The sequence below is a fragment of the Winkia sp. UMB3158 genome, assembly GCF_030217145.1.
In the GTDB taxonomy this organism is placed as follows: domain Bacteria; phylum Actinomycetota; class Actinomycetes; order Actinomycetales; family Actinomycetaceae; genus Winkia; species Winkia anitrata.
This window is the reverse complement of the sequence record NZ_JASONH010000002.1, coordinates 152165-168626: the sequence shown is the minus strand read 5'-3', so window position 1 is coordinate 168626 and position 16462 is coordinate 152165. Positions and strand designations below refer to the sequence as shown.

General features: G+C 53.5%; 13 protein-coding genes and 1 pseudogene. 9 read left to right on the top strand and 5 right to left on the bottom strand.

Features of this window, described 5'->3' with window-relative positions:
* Positions 1 to 5: 5 nt before the first annotated feature.
* From QP400_RS02650 to QP400_RS02640, 3 genes are all read right to left on the bottom strand, one after another.
* Positions 6 to 779 (bottom strand): FadR/GntR family transcriptional regulator, encoded by a 774-nt coding sequence (locus tag QP400_RS02650; RefSeq protein WP_004808119.1) that lies wholly within the window; start codon positions 777 to 779, stop codon positions 6 to 8.
* 99 nt (positions 780 to 878) lie between these two features.
* On the bottom strand, positions 879 to 3113 hold the full coding sequence (locus QP400_RS02645) for a sialidase family protein (RefSeq protein WP_004808117.1): 2235 nt from the start codon (positions 3111 to 3113) through the stop codon (positions 879 to 881).
* 31 nt (positions 3114 to 3144) lie between these two features.
* Positions 3145 to 5493: a sialidase family protein gene (locus QP400_RS02640; RefSeq protein ID WP_004808115.1), complete on the bottom strand. Its 2349-nt coding sequence runs from the start codon at positions 5491 to 5493 to the stop codon at positions 3145 to 3147.
* Between the two features lie 328 nt (positions 5494 to 5821).
* On the opposite strand from QP400_RS02640, the gene QP400_RS02635 reads away from it, so the two are divergent.
* The 7 genes from QP400_RS02635 (at position 5822) to QP400_RS02605 (ending at position 12940) form a co-directional block, all read left to right on the top strand.
* On the top strand, positions 5822 to 7303 hold the full coding sequence (locus QP400_RS02635) for an MFS transporter (protein WP_004808113.1): 1482 nt from the start codon (positions 5822 to 5824) through the stop codon (positions 7301 to 7303).
* Positions 7303 to 8202, top strand: a complete 900-nt coding sequence (locus QP400_RS02630) for a DUF4862 family protein (protein WP_004808111.1) — start codon at positions 7303 to 7305, stop codon at positions 8200 to 8202. The genes QP400_RS02635 and QP400_RS02630 overlap by 1 nt, the downstream gene beginning before the upstream one ends.
* Positions 8199 to 9119: a dihydrodipicolinate synthase family protein gene (locus tag QP400_RS02625; RefSeq protein WP_004808109.1), complete on the top strand. Its 921-nt coding sequence runs from the start codon at positions 8199 to 8201 to the stop codon at positions 9117 to 9119. The genes QP400_RS02630 and QP400_RS02625 overlap by 4 nt, the downstream gene beginning before the upstream one ends.
* Positions 9112 to 10053, top strand: a complete 942-nt coding sequence (locus QP400_RS02620; protein WP_004808108.1) for an ROK family protein — start codon at positions 9112 to 9114, stop codon at positions 10051 to 10053. The genes QP400_RS02625 and QP400_RS02620 overlap by 8 nt, the downstream gene beginning before the upstream one ends.
* A complete protein-coding gene (locus QP400_RS02615; protein ID WP_004808106.1) occupies positions 10037 to 10717 on the top strand; it encodes an N-acetylmannosamine-6-phosphate 2-epimerase in 681 nt (226 codons plus the stop codon). Before QP400_RS02620 ends, QP400_RS02615 begins: the two co-directional genes overlap by 17 nt.
* Before the next feature lie 9 nt (positions 10718 to 10726).
* Complete coding sequence (locus QP400_RS02610; protein WP_004808104.1) at positions 10727 to 11500, top strand: glucosamine-6-phosphate deaminase; 774 nt, start codon at positions 10727 to 10729, stop codon at positions 11498 to 11500.
* A 75-nt stretch (positions 11501 to 11575) separates the two neighbouring features.
* Positions 11576 to 12940 carry an MFS transporter gene (locus QP400_RS02605; protein WP_004808102.1) on the top strand — a complete coding sequence of 455 codons (1365 nt, stop codon included), beginning with the start codon at positions 11576 to 11578 and terminating at the stop codon, positions 12938 to 12940.
* Between the two features lie 176 nt (positions 12941 to 13116).
* Here the strand turns inward: QP400_RS02605 and QP400_RS02600 are convergent, their stop codons facing one another.
* On the bottom strand, positions 13117 to 13722 hold the full coding sequence (locus tag QP400_RS02600; protein WP_004808100.1) for a FadR/GntR family transcriptional regulator: 606 nt from the start codon (positions 13720 to 13722) through the stop codon (positions 13117 to 13119).
* A 242-nt stretch (positions 13723 to 13964) separates the two neighbouring features.
* Between QP400_RS02600 and QP400_RS02595 the strand changes: the two are divergent.
* Positions 13965 to 14739 (top strand): annotated as a pseudogene (locus QP400_RS02595) (dihydrodipicolinate synthase family protein).
* Positions 14740 to 14985: 246 nt separating this feature from the next.
* Here the strand turns inward: QP400_RS02595 and QP400_RS02590 are convergent.
* Positions 14986 to 15564 carry a pyroglutamyl-peptidase I family protein gene (locus QP400_RS02590; RefSeq protein ID WP_004808093.1) on the bottom strand — a complete coding sequence of 193 codons (579 nt, stop codon included), beginning with the start codon at positions 15562 to 15564 and terminating at the stop codon, positions 14986 to 14988.
* A gap of 84 nt (positions 15565 to 15648) precedes the next feature.
* On the opposite strand from QP400_RS02590, the gene QP400_RS02585 reads away from it, so the two are divergent.
* Positions 15649 to 16404, top strand: coding sequence for a rhomboid family intramembrane serine protease (locus tag QP400_RS02585; protein WP_004808091.1), 756 nt, complete (start codon positions 15649 to 15651; stop codon positions 16402 to 16404).
* Positions 16405 to 16462 lie beyond the last annotated feature (58 nt).

Below are 16462 nucleotides of genomic sequence, written 5' to 3'. Positions count from 1 at the left end.
GGCAGTTAGTGACGTCCTGCAGCGCTCATTCGATAACGCAATGGTTGGTAGTGATCCTCCACCGCGCGATAGTAAGCACCAATGTCCCCGTCCTCTATGGCTTGGAGCATGGCACCATGAGCTTTTGCAGTGGCTATAAGCCCCGCGGCGTCGGCAGGCAATGACGGAACCACAGCCATATGGATTAGCCACATGGCACTCATCATCTCGTCTAAGAGCTGATTCTGAAGGATCGAAATTAGTCCCCTGTGAAAAGCAATGTCTTCCTGGATATAGGAGCGACCGGTCGTTGACTTAGAAATCATCAGTTTAACCAGGTCCCGCAGCTCTTTGATCTTTTTCAGATCCGTCTGGTCTCGCTTCTCTACCAGATCGTGGCCTACACCAATATCTAGATACTTTCGCATGGAAACCACCTCATCGAGAGTTCCCAATGAGCCATTCCCCATAGACGAACGTAAGACCAGAGTATTGACCAGTGGAGACAATGACATGTTCGAGACAAACGCGCCCTTGCCCTGCTTCGTTGCCACGATGTCCAACGCCTGGAGTTGCTTCATCGCTTCTCGAACCGAGGATCGCGACACTCCCAGGAGCTTACATAGTTCAGCTTCAGTAGGTAGTGGGTCACCTGGCTTCAAGCGTTCCGAAATTATGTACTGCTCTACCGATTCGATCGTGGAATCCGTTCGGGAGGTAAACCTCTGCTCGAGCTTCGTTTGTTCGTAGCCTGTGAGGGTAGGCGGAAGTGATGACAAGATATCTGATGTTTTTTTCATTACAACTTTCCTACCAGCGAAGTTCCCCGCCCAAATTATTACGGATGTGGCACGTATCCGCAGTCATAAGATAACAGATCCGTGCCACATTCTCCCCACTTATGCTCTTACAGCATCGAACCAGGCATGTGGAATTTTCGTAAAGTAAAGTCCCTGCATTTCTCGTTCCCAAAGAAGTCCAAGTTCTCCGTCAGGCATGACCGCCATGCATTGGTACACGTAGTGGGCTGGATTAAATGTCCGGGCAACATCCCAGGTACGTCCACCATCGTCAGACCTGCGCAGGACACCCCGACCTCGATATGGCCTCAACTGCGAAGCGTTTGCGAACACCACCCTCTCGCGATGCTTATCTGTAGGCCACGCAACGGCATTCGGCTGGCAGAAGATCTCGGGAATCTGGTCGACAAAGTAGACCTCACCCCAGGTCTCTCCGCCATCTGCGCTTTCTACAGCCGCTACTTTGCCACTGGGATGCTGGTTGCGCATAAGCATAAGAACAGTCCCGTCTTGTCGCTCTATCACAGTCGCTTCATGAGTAGCTGCAGATTCGGTATCAAGAGTCCGAGAGTCGATTTCCCTTCCATCGAATATGCGTCCGTCATTGGGCGACTTCGCCAATTTCCACGACTTACCTCCATCGTCGGAATAAACCACAGTGGCGGAGAAATTGGTCCTACTTTCGCCGTTGTAGTAAACGGGCATAACCAGTCTCCCCGCATAATCTGAGTTGGCAAGCTGAATACCATTTCCTGGGGCAGTCCCTAAGAATGCCATCCAGTCCTTCTTGACCTGGTGGTTCAGATTTACCGGTCTAGACCAGGTCTCTCCGTCGTCATCCGAGTAGATCATTTGCAAGAAAGAGGTGCGCGCCGTGAGAAGTGTCTGTGCAGGATCGTCGCCATCTTTCAGAAACACGTTGCCGCCGCAGGACTCTTTTCCATCCTGCAACACAGTTACCGTTCCATCCTCGGAAACTGAATACGGCGCAAGTTCCCCATCTTCACCCAACACTGTTCCATCGGCGTTCCACGTGTACCCATTTCCTTCACCGTCAAAAAGGAGATAATTCCCGTTTGTATCTATGCCGATCTCAGCTTGAGCATTGGGCTGGCCCATGCCCCCAGGGAAGTGATCTATCAGCACTATTATGCGTCCAGTGTTCTGATCCTGAACTACACAGGAATCGATTACAGAGGCGCCATTGGCCCCATGCCCCGGATAGCTCAACACGGGCTGCAAATCTCCCCAAGTCTTTCCGCCATCGAATGAGCGGCGGATAACAAAGTTGATTGAATTCGGAGAGTCGTTAGCTATCGTTTCGCGCTGATCAGCCCCTGCAATTACTACCCCAGACTTTGTCGTGAGAAGCGATGGAATGCGATAGCTTATCGAATCCTGAAAGCCGTAATCGAACAGGCATTGCGTGTCTAGAGGCTGCACAGCCGATAGCTTCTTGATTTGCGAATCATTCAGCACCGACGAATATATCGCTGCGTTACGAACCTCTCCGAACAACCTCGATCCGTATATGTCCTGTCCAATAACAACCTCGTCACAGCTCTCAATGCTGCCGAAGAACGCCTGCCCCGGAAGATGGGCTTCCATATACCCGTCGACGTAGATTTGGACTGCGCCATGGCCAACTCTAAGCACAACATCGTGCCAATGTCCCTGGTCCCAACGGCCCTCTGCAACGAAGCGGCGCCAAACATTGCCCTTTCCGAGCACACGGTATTCAACTCCGCGTTCAGTCAGAGCAATATTCAATTTTTCCTGCCCACCTGCAGCAGCTGCGAGCAGCGTACCGTGCTGGCCGGGGCCTCGTACTCGGTACCTAAGGAAAATCGACCCCGAGCGTAACTGTCCTACCTGGGTGGCGTCGTAATCGGACAAATGGGATGCGGCAAACTCAATTAACGGTTCCGGGGCTACGGATTTCGCAAGAAACTCCATAGGCGTAAGTGCCCTGTCAAAAGCTGCCTCGTCAGCTAGTTCCACACCGGTAGTAGGCGCCCAATCAAAACTGCTTGTTTCCCCGCAAGCAATAGGCCTAAGGTCAGCAGTCGCAGAAAAGCATTGGCACCCATCCAAATAGATCTTCGAGCCCTCTGCTGTGGAAGAGATGCCCAATGCATGCCACTGGTTATCGGAAACTTTGAAAGTATCCTCCATGTCGAGCCGAATCTTGGCATTGCTATTACTACCCAGTAACAGCAGGCTACCGTTAGCTATCGAAAGTTCCCAACCGCACTCATTGCCCGTCACATGTGCGATTCTGCCATCGATATTCGCACGAAAATTAGTTGTCCAGCTTTGTCCATTCGTATTCATTTTCTACTCACCCTTCAAGTACAAACTACTTCTAAAAATTTCTTACTGGATATTTAGTTATCCATTCGGCAGGAATTTCTGAATAGTAGATTCCTTGCCATTCACGTTCCCAGAGAAGTCCAATATTGCCGTTAGGCAGTGTCGTCATGGATTGATATACATAGTGTCCTGCTTGGAAGGTTCTGGAAGATTGCCACGTTGATCCACCATCGTTAGAGAATCTGAGCACCCCTTTACCCCTATATGGTTGCGCTGCCGAAGCGTTTGCGAACAGTACGTTTTTGTAGCCACCGGACATACTCCGAGCTGCGGGCAGGCTGAATATATCCGGAGTATCGTCCTTGAACTCCACCCCACTCCAGGTAGCCCCTCCATCTCGAGAGCGAGAAACAGCAACCTTTCGTCCCGGATTAAGATTCCGCATATACATAGTCAGTTCGTTCTCGTCACTCTGAACAACGGCAGACTCATGCAGGGACGCGCTCCCATCGCGCACAGTCTTTGAATCAATAGTTCCCCCTCTAAACTGTCTTCCATCGTTTGGAGACTTAGATCTACTCCAGGTTGTTCCTCCATCATCGGAGTAGACGACTGCGCTGGAATAAACCGTTGCGACAGAATTTGAATAATAGATTGGGACAATTAAGCGCCCATCATATTTACCACCCTTGATCTGCATGGCAGATCCCGGACTAGTCCCAATAAACTTCATCCATTCTGCTTTAACTTGATGGTTAATATGCCTAGGAGAACTCCAGGTAACTCCATCATCATCGGAATGCATTTCAACAAGATAGGAGGTTGGTGCCATGAATAGGCCATCGGGAACGGCTTTAGATTTTTCAGCTGGATCGTATATAGAATTCAGCTCACGACCGCCTTTGCGGACGTTACCTTGACTGTCCACGGAATAATCTGTCTCTCTCCCCTCAGAGTCCAGCACCTTTCCTGATTTGTACTTGAAAGCACGGTTTTCACCGTCTTTCAGTAGCAGAGAGCCATCTTCTGCCATACCAGTCCCAGGGACATTATTAGGCTGTCCAACCCCTCCGGGGTACAGATCTACAAGCAAGGTGATTCTTCCACTCTTCTGATCCTGCACTAAGGAGGAGTCAATTACCGACGCTGCTTTCCTACCCTCTCCAGGCAGGTCGACCAGCTTCTGCAGGGGTTCCCAGGTCTTTCCGTTATCCAAAGACCTACGTACAACTAAGTTAATGTCATTTGGGCTGTCGTATGCGTTGGGCACCCGTTGGTCCGCACTGGCAATTAAAGTTCCATTCTCAGTGCAAATGATCGCAGGAATCCTGTAGTTAGCAGCCCCCTCATACCCAAGATCAAATAGCGCCATTTCTCCCGGATTCTCATATGAGGAAAGCGATTGAATTTGTGCCGTGTTTAACCTCCCTGCGTACACTCTCAGCTCGGCCCCTTCACTCAGGTAGTTATCTATAGACGACAGGGAATGTGAGGGCATCTTCCGGGCAGTCAGGGATGACCCATTAAGGTAAAAATTCGCCTCATCGCCATCAATAGCTACCACAATGGAGTCACCAGACCTAAGGTGTTTGTTCAGCGGTATCTCGAGCTTTTGGCCACCTTGCCTGAAGGCTATAGAAGGCCCGAAGCTAAGTATCTGTACATCGGTGTGTCCTCGCCGCAATCGCGCTTCTTTATTTACCGCTCCGTCGTTTTGCACCCGGTAAACCAGAGTTACTTTTTGCTCCTCAGCAGCATTCCGCACTGCGTCTGGGATCGACGCACTCTTATCTACTGAAAAAACTGGATGGGGGTACTTAGTGGTCGCTCGGATTTGCTGGGCAGACAATGGAGAACTGTAAATGCTCGCATTACTAATAGTTCCTTCGAATCCCCACTGTCTTCCAGAGTTGTCATAGTTGGCTCCAAGTCTTAGAGAATCGATCTGGTTCAATGACGAGAAAAACGCTCTAGCAGCGGTGCTGAACACCTGTTGCCCATCCAGATAAATACGAGTGTTGTCATCCGAAACAGTAACAACAGCCGCGTGTTCCGATCCATCACTCACAGGGCCAGCATCTTCCGCATCTGCCTTTGCAAGCCAACTTTCAGGCGCCAGCTTTTGATCTCTTACTTCCCAGTACAGATGTCCATTCCGCACCGACAAGGTCAGATTCGTAGAAGGATCCTTTGTAGAGGAAGCACTGAACAGCGCGGCAGAGGGAGATTTTTGGGTCGTTTTAAATGTGATTGCAATAGTCCCCGAATGCAACGAACTAACCTTTGGAGCGTACTGCACTAGATCCAGTCCAGGCCCCTGCGCATTTTGACTGTATGGGTTAGTAACTTCCACTAGAGGAGTCGATGACACATCTGCCGCACCCGCATCAGCTATGCACATCGCGCCTCCGCAGGCCAATACCATCGCTAGAAAACATCCTAACAGCGCTCTCCACGATCTATCTCGCCTCGATGCGGTAACCATATTCATCTCTCACTACCACCCTGTAGCTATCAGTTGTCTGACATTATGTTCGACATGCTAGCCTACACTTCAGCTCATGGCAAGCGTCCCCAAAAACAGTGGCTCTAACTGTGCATATGCCACACAAGAGAGGATTCGCCGCAGCCCCTTGCGAAGACTAACTGCTACTGCTATAACTAACTTGTAAGACAACTGATCTATTGGATTCACCTGTTCAAAGACGAATATAAGGAGTAAATCCCTAATGAGTAATACAGCAGGCGCGCAGGCCGCGCGCAAGAAACACTGGTGGGAATACTTAGACAAGGAAGACTGGAAAGCGTTCTTTGCCGCATGGCTGGGAGTGCTGCTAGACGGTTACGATTTCGTACTAATATCCTTTGCACTTCCCGCAATCATCAAAACCTTCGACCTCACATTGGTTCAAGGCGCTTCACTAATTTCTGCAGCGTTCATCAGTCGCTGGATTGGCGGCCTTGTCTTGGGCGCTGTCGGGGACCGCTATGGTCGTAAACCTGCAATGGTTCTGTCAATCTTCATGTTTGCCTTCGGATCAATTGCGTGCGCTCTCGCTCCTAATTACTGGATTCTATTTATCCTCCGTCTCGTAATCGGGTTTGCAATGGCTGGCGAGTATTCATCCTCCGCCACCTACGTAATTGAGTCCTGGCCAGTGCATATGCGTAATAAGGCATCCGGGTTCCTTCTGTCAGGCTACGCATTCGGCGTTATTGCTGCCGCCCAAGTAGATAAGTATTTTGCAACTTGGGTTGATTCTTTACATCCCGGCTGGGGCTGGAGAGCCTTATTCCTCACCGGCGTGGTTCCGATCGGCATAGCCATTTACATGCGCCGGTCGCTTCCAGAAGCAGCCGATTGGAAAGATGCGAAATCTAAGGGACACGTCGACAACAACGACATGCTCGCAGTCCTATTCGGCGGTAACAAGAAGATGCTGAACTACCTAGCAGTAGTCGTAGCATCTGCTGCTCTTCTACTGATCTTCACGTCCATCACCTCTGGCATAGCTGTCACTACTATCCTCGGCGCACTCTGTGCAGTAATTTTCATCTACTTCATAGTTCAGTTCAACAAGAACCGCTGGGTAACAGGCGTGGCAATCATGCTGACGATCTTTGCCTCTTTCATGTACACCTGGCCAATTCAAGGCCTCCTTCCCACCTACCTCCAAGGCGTGGGAATGGATCAGCAGTTAGTAGCAAACGTCGTATCGTTCGCAGGACTCGGCAATGCCTGCGGTTACATTATTGCTGGTTTCGCTGGCGATCATTTTGGCATGCGCCGTTGGTACGCTTTGTCACTCCTACTCTCCCAGATCATCGTTTTCCCGCTGTTCATGCAGAACGGTAAATACGTACTCCTGGTAGCAGCACTCTTGTTCTTCCAACAGATGTTCGGGCAAGGCATCTCCGGACTACTGCCCAAGTGGGTATCGAGTTACTTCCCGGTTGACAAGCGCGCAGCCGGCCTAGGCTTCTGCTATAACGTAGGTGCTCTCGGCGGAGCAGTCGGTCCAGTACTAGGCGCCGCTGTCGCCGCAAAGGTTTCTCTTGGCATGGCACTCGCAATTCTCTCTGCTGGCTTCGCAGCAGTAGTAATGGTTTCAATCGGCGCAAACGTTCCTCGACTTCTTCAGAAAGCCGTGGCACCCGAAGCAGTACGCATTGAAGACGGTGACGACGAAGTCATAAAGGGAGGCAAATAATGTCTAAGTCTTTCATTGTCGGGGCCTACGCATCATTGCCCGACGAAAGAAAGCACAACGATTACTACCAAATCTTGGGGCAGCAAGACTGGATCGATGGAATTGAGATTCCCTATCCGGGAGTTATCAAGGATAATGCGACAGCCTTCGCCAAAGTCCTACCGGAACATTGGACAACTAACACAATCACGGCAATCCCCGGCACCATGCAGAACGTGTGGAAGGAGCCTCACTTTGGCCTCGCCTCTGCTGAGAAATCAGGGAGAGAAGCTGCCCTAGATTTCTGCGAGGGAATTCGCAGATCCGTTGCTGAACTTAATACAGCAACCGGCAGGAATTCAATTAGCGTAATCCAACTACATTCCGCGCCTACCAAATTGGCTGACACTGACGCCTTCAGCACCTCACTGGAGCAGCTCCTTAAGTGGGACTGGGGTGGCGCAGAGATCGTAATCGAACATTGCGACAAATTCATCTCCTCGCAAAAGCCAGAAAAAGGCTTTCTAGCGATCGAGGAGGAAATAAACATTGCGCGACAACTCGGCGTTGGAATCCACATAAATTGGGGACGATCAGTGGTAGAGGGCAGGACTGCGGAAACAGCTTTCGAGCATATCCAACAATGCGCCAAAGCGGGAGTCCTAGCTGGAGTCATCTTCTCGGGAGCAGGCCCGGATGCTACACAGTATGGCTACGAATGGATAGATGGACACTTACCTAGTTCCACCTACGAACCCACCTCGTTACTAACCGGTGAGGAGATCCAGCGTTGTGCAGAAGCCGCTTCTTCCGCCAAATACATAGGAGCTAAAATCTGCGTTCCTGAAAAGGCCTCTCTGCCAGAACGTGTGCAAATGCTTAGAAATATCTACGACTCAGCTAAAGGAATTGAAAAGTGAACAAGTTCAAAGGCGTCATACCACCGGTAGTAACCCCCCTTACCTCGGCGGGTGAACTGGATAAAAACAGTTTCAAACGTTCTATAGACAGAATGATTGAAGCGGGGGTAAATGGACTTTTCATCCTGGGATCGTCCGGTGAGGTAGCTTTCTCGACCGATGCACGTCGCGAAGAAATCCTCCGAGCAGCTAAGGAGATAGTTGGCGACAGGGTTCCGCTTCTAGCCGGATGTATCGACACCGAAACACTACGCGTCATTGAACACGCAAAGGTTGCAGAAAAACTTGGTTACGATGCGATAGTCGCTACGGCGCCTTTCTACGCACTAGGCGGCATCACAGAGATCGAGCGACACTTCCGCAAGATTCACGAGGCTACCTCCCTACCTATTTTCGCCTACGATATTCCAGTTTGTGTGCACGTCAAGCTTCCGGGCGACTTGCTAATCAGACTTGGAAAAGACGGCGTAATCGCTGGCGTCAAGGATTCCTCAGGAGACGATGTGGCATTCCGCTTCCTTGTTGACGACAATAAGGAAGCCGGTCACCCACTCGCGCTATTTACCGGTCAAGAGGTAGTTGTCGACGGCGCCTACATGGCGGGAGCAGATGGGTCAGTGCCAGGTCTCGCTAACGTAGATCCAGTTAGCTATGTAAACCAGTGGCAGGCTTATCAAGCTGGCGACTGGGAAAGCGTTCGCACCACCCAGAACCATCTTTCGGCACTCATGCGCATCACTTCAGTGGTACAGGAAGTTTCTGGTTTTGGAGCGGGAGTCGGAGCTTTCAAGACAGCCTTGAAATTACTCGGCGTGTACGATTCAAACATGATGCCTGAGCCGGTTGCAGCCCTTGAAGGTGAAAATGTGGAGCGCATCCGGAACGTGCTAGTAAAAACTGGGGTCCTAAGTGACTAGGGTAGCCGCAATAGACATAGGCGGCACAAAGATTGGCGCCGGTCTTATTTGCACCGAAAGTGGGGACATCACTCAAATAGCTGATCTTTCTACTCCGGCTAGGGACGGCAGCGGCGCTGTTTGCGCCGCTGCCGCCCAACAGCTCCGCAAGATCCTGGAAATTGGACAAGCGGAAGCAATCGGGATTTCTACCGCGGGGATCGTAGATACAGACAGCGGAGCTATTACATCTGCAACCGATCTAATAAAGAATTGGACGGGGACGGACCTGAAAAACTATTTTCAGAACGAGTATGCCCTCCCCACCTTCCTCCTAAATGATGTACATGCGCACGCGCTTGGTGAAGCCAACTGGGGCGTTGGGAAAAACTACAGAACTATCCTGTCAGTAGCTGTTGGTACAGGTATGGGCGGAGCGTTTATACAAGATGGACATTTACTACAAGGAGCGCACTTTGCATCCGGCCACATTGGCCATATAGTTCACCCTCTAGCCGACGGACTGGAATGCTCTTGCGGCGGGTTTAGCCACATCGAAACAGTCGCTTCCGGAAGCGGCCAGGTTAGTTTTTACAACAAAGAACTTCCCCCTGCGCTATCACCGGTGTCGAGTGGGAAAGAGATATCCACTCGCGCGGCACAGGGTGAGGAATACGCGCAAGAGATACTGGAAGAAACAGCACACGCACTCGGACAGGTTCTGGGTGGATTGTGTAACTGTTTTGATCCCCACGCAATAATCCTGTCCGGCTCGGTAACTAGAAGTGGAAGCAAATGGCTGGCGCAGGTAAAAACCGGTTACTCCGAGTGTGTCCTTCCACCTATGCGCAACACTCCCCTACTGAAAGGAAAACTCGGTTCAGCCGCTCCACTGCTGGGAGCATCATGCTGGGCCGCTTCGAAATTGGAAGAAAACTATGAACAGGGTAATTGAATCTCTTCACGGAGGACTTATTGTTAGCGTCCAAGCCTACCCGGGCGAACCTATGCGGAGCCCTGAAACCATGGCGCAAATAGCACGCGCTGCCGAGCAGGGCGGAGCTGTCGGAATACGCTGCCAAGGTTTAGCAGATATTTCAGCCATAAAAGACCGGGTAGAAATTCCGGTATTGGGAATCTGGAAAGAAGGCCATGAAGGTGTATTCATCACTCCAACACTTCGACACGCCCGCGCATGTTCCATGGCTGGTGCCGACATAGTCGCACTTGACGCGACCAGACGCCCTCGACCCGACGGGCGCACTTACGCGCAAACTGTTTCCGCTCTGCATGACGAAGGAATACTCGTAATGGCTGATTGTGGATCTATTGAAGACGCCCGCCAAGCGGCAGAATCCGAAACCGACATGCTGTCCACCACACTAGCGGGATACACTGGTGAACGTATCAAGACAGATGGGCCAGATTTGGGGCTTCTCACCCAAATGGTTGCGGAGTTTCCGGATATCCCCATCATTTGCGAAGGACGCGTTCACACTCCGGCTCAGGCAGGTGCTGTAATGAAAAAAGGTGCTTGGGCAGCCGTCGTGGGAACAGCAATTACACATCCAACGACTATCACCAGCTGGTTTAGCCAGGCTATAAAAGACGCAGAATAAGGAGCAACGATGCGCATAGGCATTTTCAACACCACACTGGACGCGTGCGACGCAGCCGCGCAGTTCATCATTAATAATTTCCCAAAGGGCGGAAACCTAGGCGTGGCCACCGGTTCCACCCCGCTCCCGTTGTACCTGCGTCTTCGTGCTGCTTATAATCGCGGCGAATTTGACCTTTCGGACGCGCAGGCATTCGCCCTCGACGAATACGTCGAAATTGGTTCCGAGGACCCGCAGCGCTATCGCAACGTGCTCCGCTACGAACTAGTTGGCGACGACAAAACTGGTCTAAGCGAGGACGCTTTGCACACTCCCCTAGCAAATGGGGGCGACCCCGAGCAGGCTGCAGCCGCATACGAAAAGGACATCGCTGACGCGGGTGGCATTGACCTGCAGATCCTCGGGCTAGGGGCCAACGGTCACATTGGCTTCAACGAGCCCGGCGAACCCTTCACCTCACGCACCCACTCTGGCGCCCTTACCGAACAGACCCGCGCTGACAACGCCCGCTTCTTCGGCGACGAACCGGGCTCCGTGCCTACCCACTGCGTGACCCAGGGGCTCGGCACCATTATGGACGCCCGCGTGATCGTGCTGCTGGCCACCGGTCCTGCTAAAGCTGAGGCCGTGCACGCCCTGGTCGAGGGCGAAGTAAGCGAAAACTGCCCCGCCTCAATCCTGCAAAAGCACCCCAATGTGGTGTTGTTCCTAAACAACAATGCTGCGGCCAAGCTCGAAAATAAAGCCGAATACAAACAAGCCTGGCGGGAGGACGCAAAGTAGCCACCGCGCGGTGAAGTTTCGCGCATTTGGTCCCCCACCGTGCAAGTAATGCAAGGTGGGGGACATTATTGGAGAGTGACACAAAAGCCAACCGCAGCCGAGCAGATAGACACTCGCCCACTTACGCGCAACCAGAAATCGCTGATTGGCCTAACTATCGCGGGTAACATTTGCGAATTTTTCGACCTCTTTTTGATCGGCTTCGTTATCGCCTTGCTCATGCGGACGCCCGGGTGGGACCTCACCGGGCTACAGGCGGGTATTATTGCTGCATCTTCGGGGGTGGGCACCGTCCTCGGGTCACTGGTGTGGGGACGCATGGCCGACCACTTTGGTCGTCGCCACGCATTCATGTGGTGCATCGTAGTAATGGTCGCTTTCACGGCAGCAACCCTGACGATTCAACCCGGACAGTGGCACCTGCTGAGCCTCTACCGCGTGGGCGTGTGCGTCGGCGTGGGCGGGCTCAACATCACCTCCTTACCGTTCGTGCAAGAATTCGTCCCCGCCCGCCAACGCGGCCTCCTTGCAGGACTAACATCGGTATTCATCCCGCTGGGACTATTCTTGGGGTCACTGGCAACAAAGCTGTTCGCCGAGCCTTTCGGCTGGAAGGGGCTCATTGCCCTCGGCTGCACCCCCATCGTGATTTTGCTGTGGGGATACTCCGTACCCGAGTCGCCTCGCTTCCTGGCCACGCGAGGGAAGTACGACGCCGCCCGTGACGCGTACGCATGGGCAATGCAGATTCCCCATAAGCAAGTCGGAACAGTCGAAGTACCCCCGGCTAAAGAAAAGACTTCCTACGCGCTTATCGTGCGCAAATACCCGCGCGAGCTGGTCATCATCGCCGCCGCCTCTTTTTGCTTCCTGCTCGGCTGCTTCACCATCCAGTCATGGGGGCAGACTTTACTTGGTGAATCCTTCAATTTCGACACCGGCACCGTCGTGTACATGTTCATGGGCGTATCCGCAGTGGACCTGGCTGGCCGATTGTTGGGAGCGTGGATGTCGGATCGGATTGGGCGGCGACGCACCCTGCTGATCTGGGGATGGCTAGGCGGAACCGGCTGCCTGATCGCTGCCTTCTCTGCGAAAGCCGCAGATTCCGGAATGGTGAGCACTCATGCTGCCGGACTGATTTTCTTCGGCGGCATCCTCCTTGCCATGACCTTCGGGGACGGCTCCTTCGGGTTCCTGAACGCTTTCGGGGCAGAGCAATTCCCCGCCGCCGCACGTTCCACGGGCGTGGGAATGACTTATGGCATTGGTGCCACCGCTAAAATTATGGGCCCCTACTTGGTCGGATGGATGATCGGATCCAGCAAGCTAACCCCGCAGATCGTTTTCATCCCCTTCCTTCTCTTTGGCATCTTGCTGTTCGTTGGCGGATTCCTGTTCACCCGCGCCCGCGAAACAGCAGGCGTGGCGCTGGACTGACATTCAGCACCTAGAGGGCGTCGACCTCGGCAGGGACGGCCGGCGCGTCTAAGCCTTGGTAAAGCTAGGCAGCAACCGCCGACGCGAAACCAGGGGAAGTTTCGCGAGCCTAACCGACCCCCGTAGCCAAATAGTGGGCCGCCTTGCGACCCCCCAAAAAACAAGCCCGGAGGTTTCTACTTCTTTTCCGCAATACTCATACGGGAGCGCAGCGGCTGGTAGTGGTCTTCGACAGCGCGATTGTACGCCTGCACGTCCCCCTTCTCGATGGCTTCTAGCATCGCCCCATGGGCCCTTGCAGTGGCTACCAACCCGTCTAGATCTGCCGGCAGCGAGGGGACGACCGCCATGTGGATCATCCACATGGCACTCATCGTTTCGTCTAGCAGCTTGTTATCCAGGCAGGCGATGAGCCCCCTATGGAAAGCGATATCTTCCCTGATATATGCCTTTCCTGCCGCCGATTTCTTTACCATCTTTGCCACTAGCTGGCGCAAATGCCCGGTTACAGCGTTTTGCGTCTGATTGACGTGAATCAGCTCTTGGCCCACCCCCAAGTCAAGGTACTTACGCAAAGTTACGACCTCGTCTAACGTCGACAGCGAATCCTTACCCACCGAGGAGCGCGACATACCCAGTAACTTGCACAACTCCGCCTCTGTGGGCAACGGGTCTCCGGGCCCTAATTCTTGAGAAATGATGTACTGCTGAACTGCGTCAATCGCCGAATCGGTGCGCGAAGCAAAACGTTGCTCAAGTTTCGTTTGTTCGTGCCCGGTCAACGATGGGGGCAGCGAGGACAGAACCTCAGGCGTGCTTTTTCATAGGAATATCATTCTCTTTCTTCTTCGCGCGTCACCAGCCCAGCGGTGAAGGCAAGTTCACTCTACCAATTTGTCAGACAACCTACCTATCGAACAGCGGTGTTCGATAGCCGTGCAACATCCCAGGCCGGTAGCTCAGAAACCCTCAGGCGGCACCCCAAGATTTCCCCTGCTACGGGTCCTCGCGTTAGAAGGAACCAATAATGACCAAGTTCAGCGGTGTCATCCCACCGGTAGTTACTCCCCTTACAGAATCCGGCCAGCTTGATACTAAGAGCTTCAAGAAATCAATAGACAGGATGATCGACGCGGGAGTAATGCACACGCAAAAATGGCAAAGGAACTCGGCTACGACGCAATAGTAGCTACCGCACCGTTCTACGCCCTCGGCGGCAAAGCGAGATTGAACGGCATTTCAGGCTAATCCACCAGGCTATCGATCTGCCCATTTTCGCCTACGACATCCCCGTTTGCGTACACGTAAAACTTCCTGGGGACTTTCTAATCAAGCTCGGTAAGGAAGGGGTAATCGCAGGCGTAAAAGACTCTTCGGGCGATGACGTAGCATTCCGCTTCCTGGTTGCTGACAACGACAAGGCGGGGCACCCACTCGCACTGTTTACCGGCCATGAAGTAGTAGTCGACGGGGTATACATGTCCGGGCCAGACGGTTCGGTTCCCGGCTTAGGCAACATTGCCCCGCATGGTTACGTCCGCCAATGACAGGCATACCAACAAGGTGACTGGCAAACGGTCCGGGCAGAACAGGAACGCTTAGCAGAACTCATGCGCATCACTAGCGTCGTCGAAGGAGTATCCGGCTTCGGCGCCGGGGTTAGGGCATTCAAGACAGCCATGAAGTTGCTCGGAGTGTTCACCTCCAACACGATGCCGGACCCGGTCAATGCGCTTGAAGGAAAGAACTTGCAGTTAGTGCGCCAAATTCTGGTCCAGACAGGACTCCTGGATGACTAGGGTAGCCGCCTTAGACATTGGCGGCACCAAAATCGGCGCAGGTCCCGCTAACTGTTTCGGCTTTCCGACATATCGGCTACAGGCCCGGCCTTCCTCTCACGGGAAAGGTCGGGCTTGAACGCTTCGCGCAAGTCGGCGAGCAGCATCCCGGGTGCAAGTATGCGACCGGCTCGATAAGGGAGAAATAAAGTCGGGACTCAGCCTGAGGGGTGCGCATAACCGCCCTAAAGCCCGCCGCAGAAGCTATCACTCGGGGTGGTTGGCTGCCCAAATGACGCGATCGGCCTCGTACAAGGCAATCTCGAGCGCCCGCAGCTGCCCCTCAAACTCGTCCTCGCCAACGCTTGGGAATCGAATCATGCCACCAATGGTGCCCTCGTGGTCGTGAGTGTATTCGAGGGCCGCATAAAGCGCCGCGTTCTGGAATTCGGCCTCCGCGCTCAACGATGCCCGCACTGCATACCCTTCACCAGAAAGCTGGTGCACGATATCGCGCCATGGCAGTGTTGCCAACCGGGCGGTCGGCCCGTCCGCGTCAAGCAACTCGGCGCTCGCGTACTGGTCATCCCCCTGCGCAACGTCAAGCAGGTTTACGCCCAAGCGCTCTACGGCAATCGGCTGCTCAGCGCCAACGAACCCCAAAGTCACAATGATGTCGGGCGCAGTGTTGTCAGCTACCTCTTTCAGTAGGGCTCGCGCGCCCTGTGCCTCCTGCGGCAGAATGAGCGGCACTACCTCGTGGCGCCCATCCAGGGCCTCCACCAACTTCTGCGTAATATTCCCATCGGCTTTGGCATCAAAGCCAGCCAACATGATCCGAGTCATTTCATCCTCATTTCCAAGCGCCGCCGCTTTAGCTTGTAGCTATCTATCACCCTGATTTTAGCGATTTGCCGCTATGGTTTAAACATGCGCATATCTAACTGGGATAACTCGGGCCCGGCAAACTGGGACCCCAAACAAAAAGCCCCAATCGACCCGTTCAACACGGCACGCTTCAACGTGCAACCGGTCGATCAGGCACTTTCTGGGCCGGCCTACCAACAGAATCGGTCCCTGAAACAGGCCGCCGTGCCCGTCCTGGTACTACTCGCGTTCATGTGGGGCATATATATTTTTGAGTCCGTCACGCGAATCGATTTGACCGCCTTACTGGGGATTCATGCCGGCCGCATGTCCTCGCTGTGGAACATTTTCACCTACTCGTTCGAACACCTAAACTTCCCCCACATAATGAATAACACCTGGCCGTTCCTAATCCTAGGAACCCTTATTTCCAAGGAAGGTCAGGCCCGCTACCTGTGGGTATCCCTGGCCGGCACCGTTGTTGGAGGCCTCGGCGTGTGGCTACTTTCGCCACAAAATTCCGTGACCGTGGGTGCTTCCGGTGTCGTGTTCGCCTACTTCGGCTACCTGATCACAGCCGCCATTGTGGAAAAGAACTCCAGCCAGAGGGCGGGCCGCATCGGCGTCGCGGTCGCCGTCGGGATCTTCTACGGATCCTCAATGCTGTTCAGCCTGATCCCCCGCGCCGACGTATCTTGGCAGGGCCACCTGCTAGGGGCCGTAGGCGGGGTCCTGGCCGCCATCATTATCGAGGGCAACGAGGCGCGTCAGCTCAAGGCTGCTCAGAACCAACCCCAGATTTTCCCGCCGCGCCACTAGCGTGCCGGCGGTAGCGGACGCCAATAAATAGGGCGGTGCGACCCCACTTAGGGATCCG

What these genes read in the sequence shown, in the direction of transcription:
- QP400_RS02650 (WP_004808119.1), bottom strand. Translation starts at nt 779, where the DNA reads ATGAAAAAAACATCAGATATCTTGTCATCACTTCCGCCTACCCTCACA.
- QP400_RS02645 (WP_004808117.1), bottom strand. Translation starts at nt 3,113, where the DNA reads ATGAATACGAATGGACAAAGCTGGACAACTAATTTTCGTGCGAATATC.
- QP400_RS02640 (WP_004808115.1), bottom strand. Translation starts at nt 5,493, where the DNA reads ATGTGCATAGCTGATGCGGGTGCGGCAGATGTGTCATCGACTCCTCTA.
- QP400_RS02635 (WP_004808113.1), top strand. Translation starts at nt 5,822, where the DNA reads ATGAGTAATACAGCAGGCGCGCAGGCCGCGCGCAAGAAACACTGGTGG.
- QP400_RS02630 (WP_004808111.1), top strand. Translation starts at nt 7,303, where the DNA reads ATGTCTAAGTCTTTCATTGTCGGGGCCTACGCATCATTGCCCGACGAA.
- QP400_RS02615 (WP_004808106.1), top strand. Translation starts at nt 10,037, where the DNA reads ATGAACAGGGTAATTGAATCTCTTCACGGAGGACTTATTGTTAGCGTC.
- QP400_RS02610 (WP_004808104.1), top strand. Translation starts at nt 10,727, where the DNA reads ATGCGCATAGGCATTTTCAACACCACACTGGACGCGTGCGACGCAGCC.
- QP400_RS02590 (WP_004808093.1), bottom strand. Translation starts at nt 15,564, where the DNA reads ATGACTCGGATCATGTTGGCTGGCTTTGATGCCAAAGCCGATGGGAAT.
- QP400_RS02585 (WP_004808091.1), top strand. Translation starts at nt 15,649, where the DNA reads ATGCGCATATCTAACTGGGATAACTCGGGCCCGGCAAACTGGGACCCC.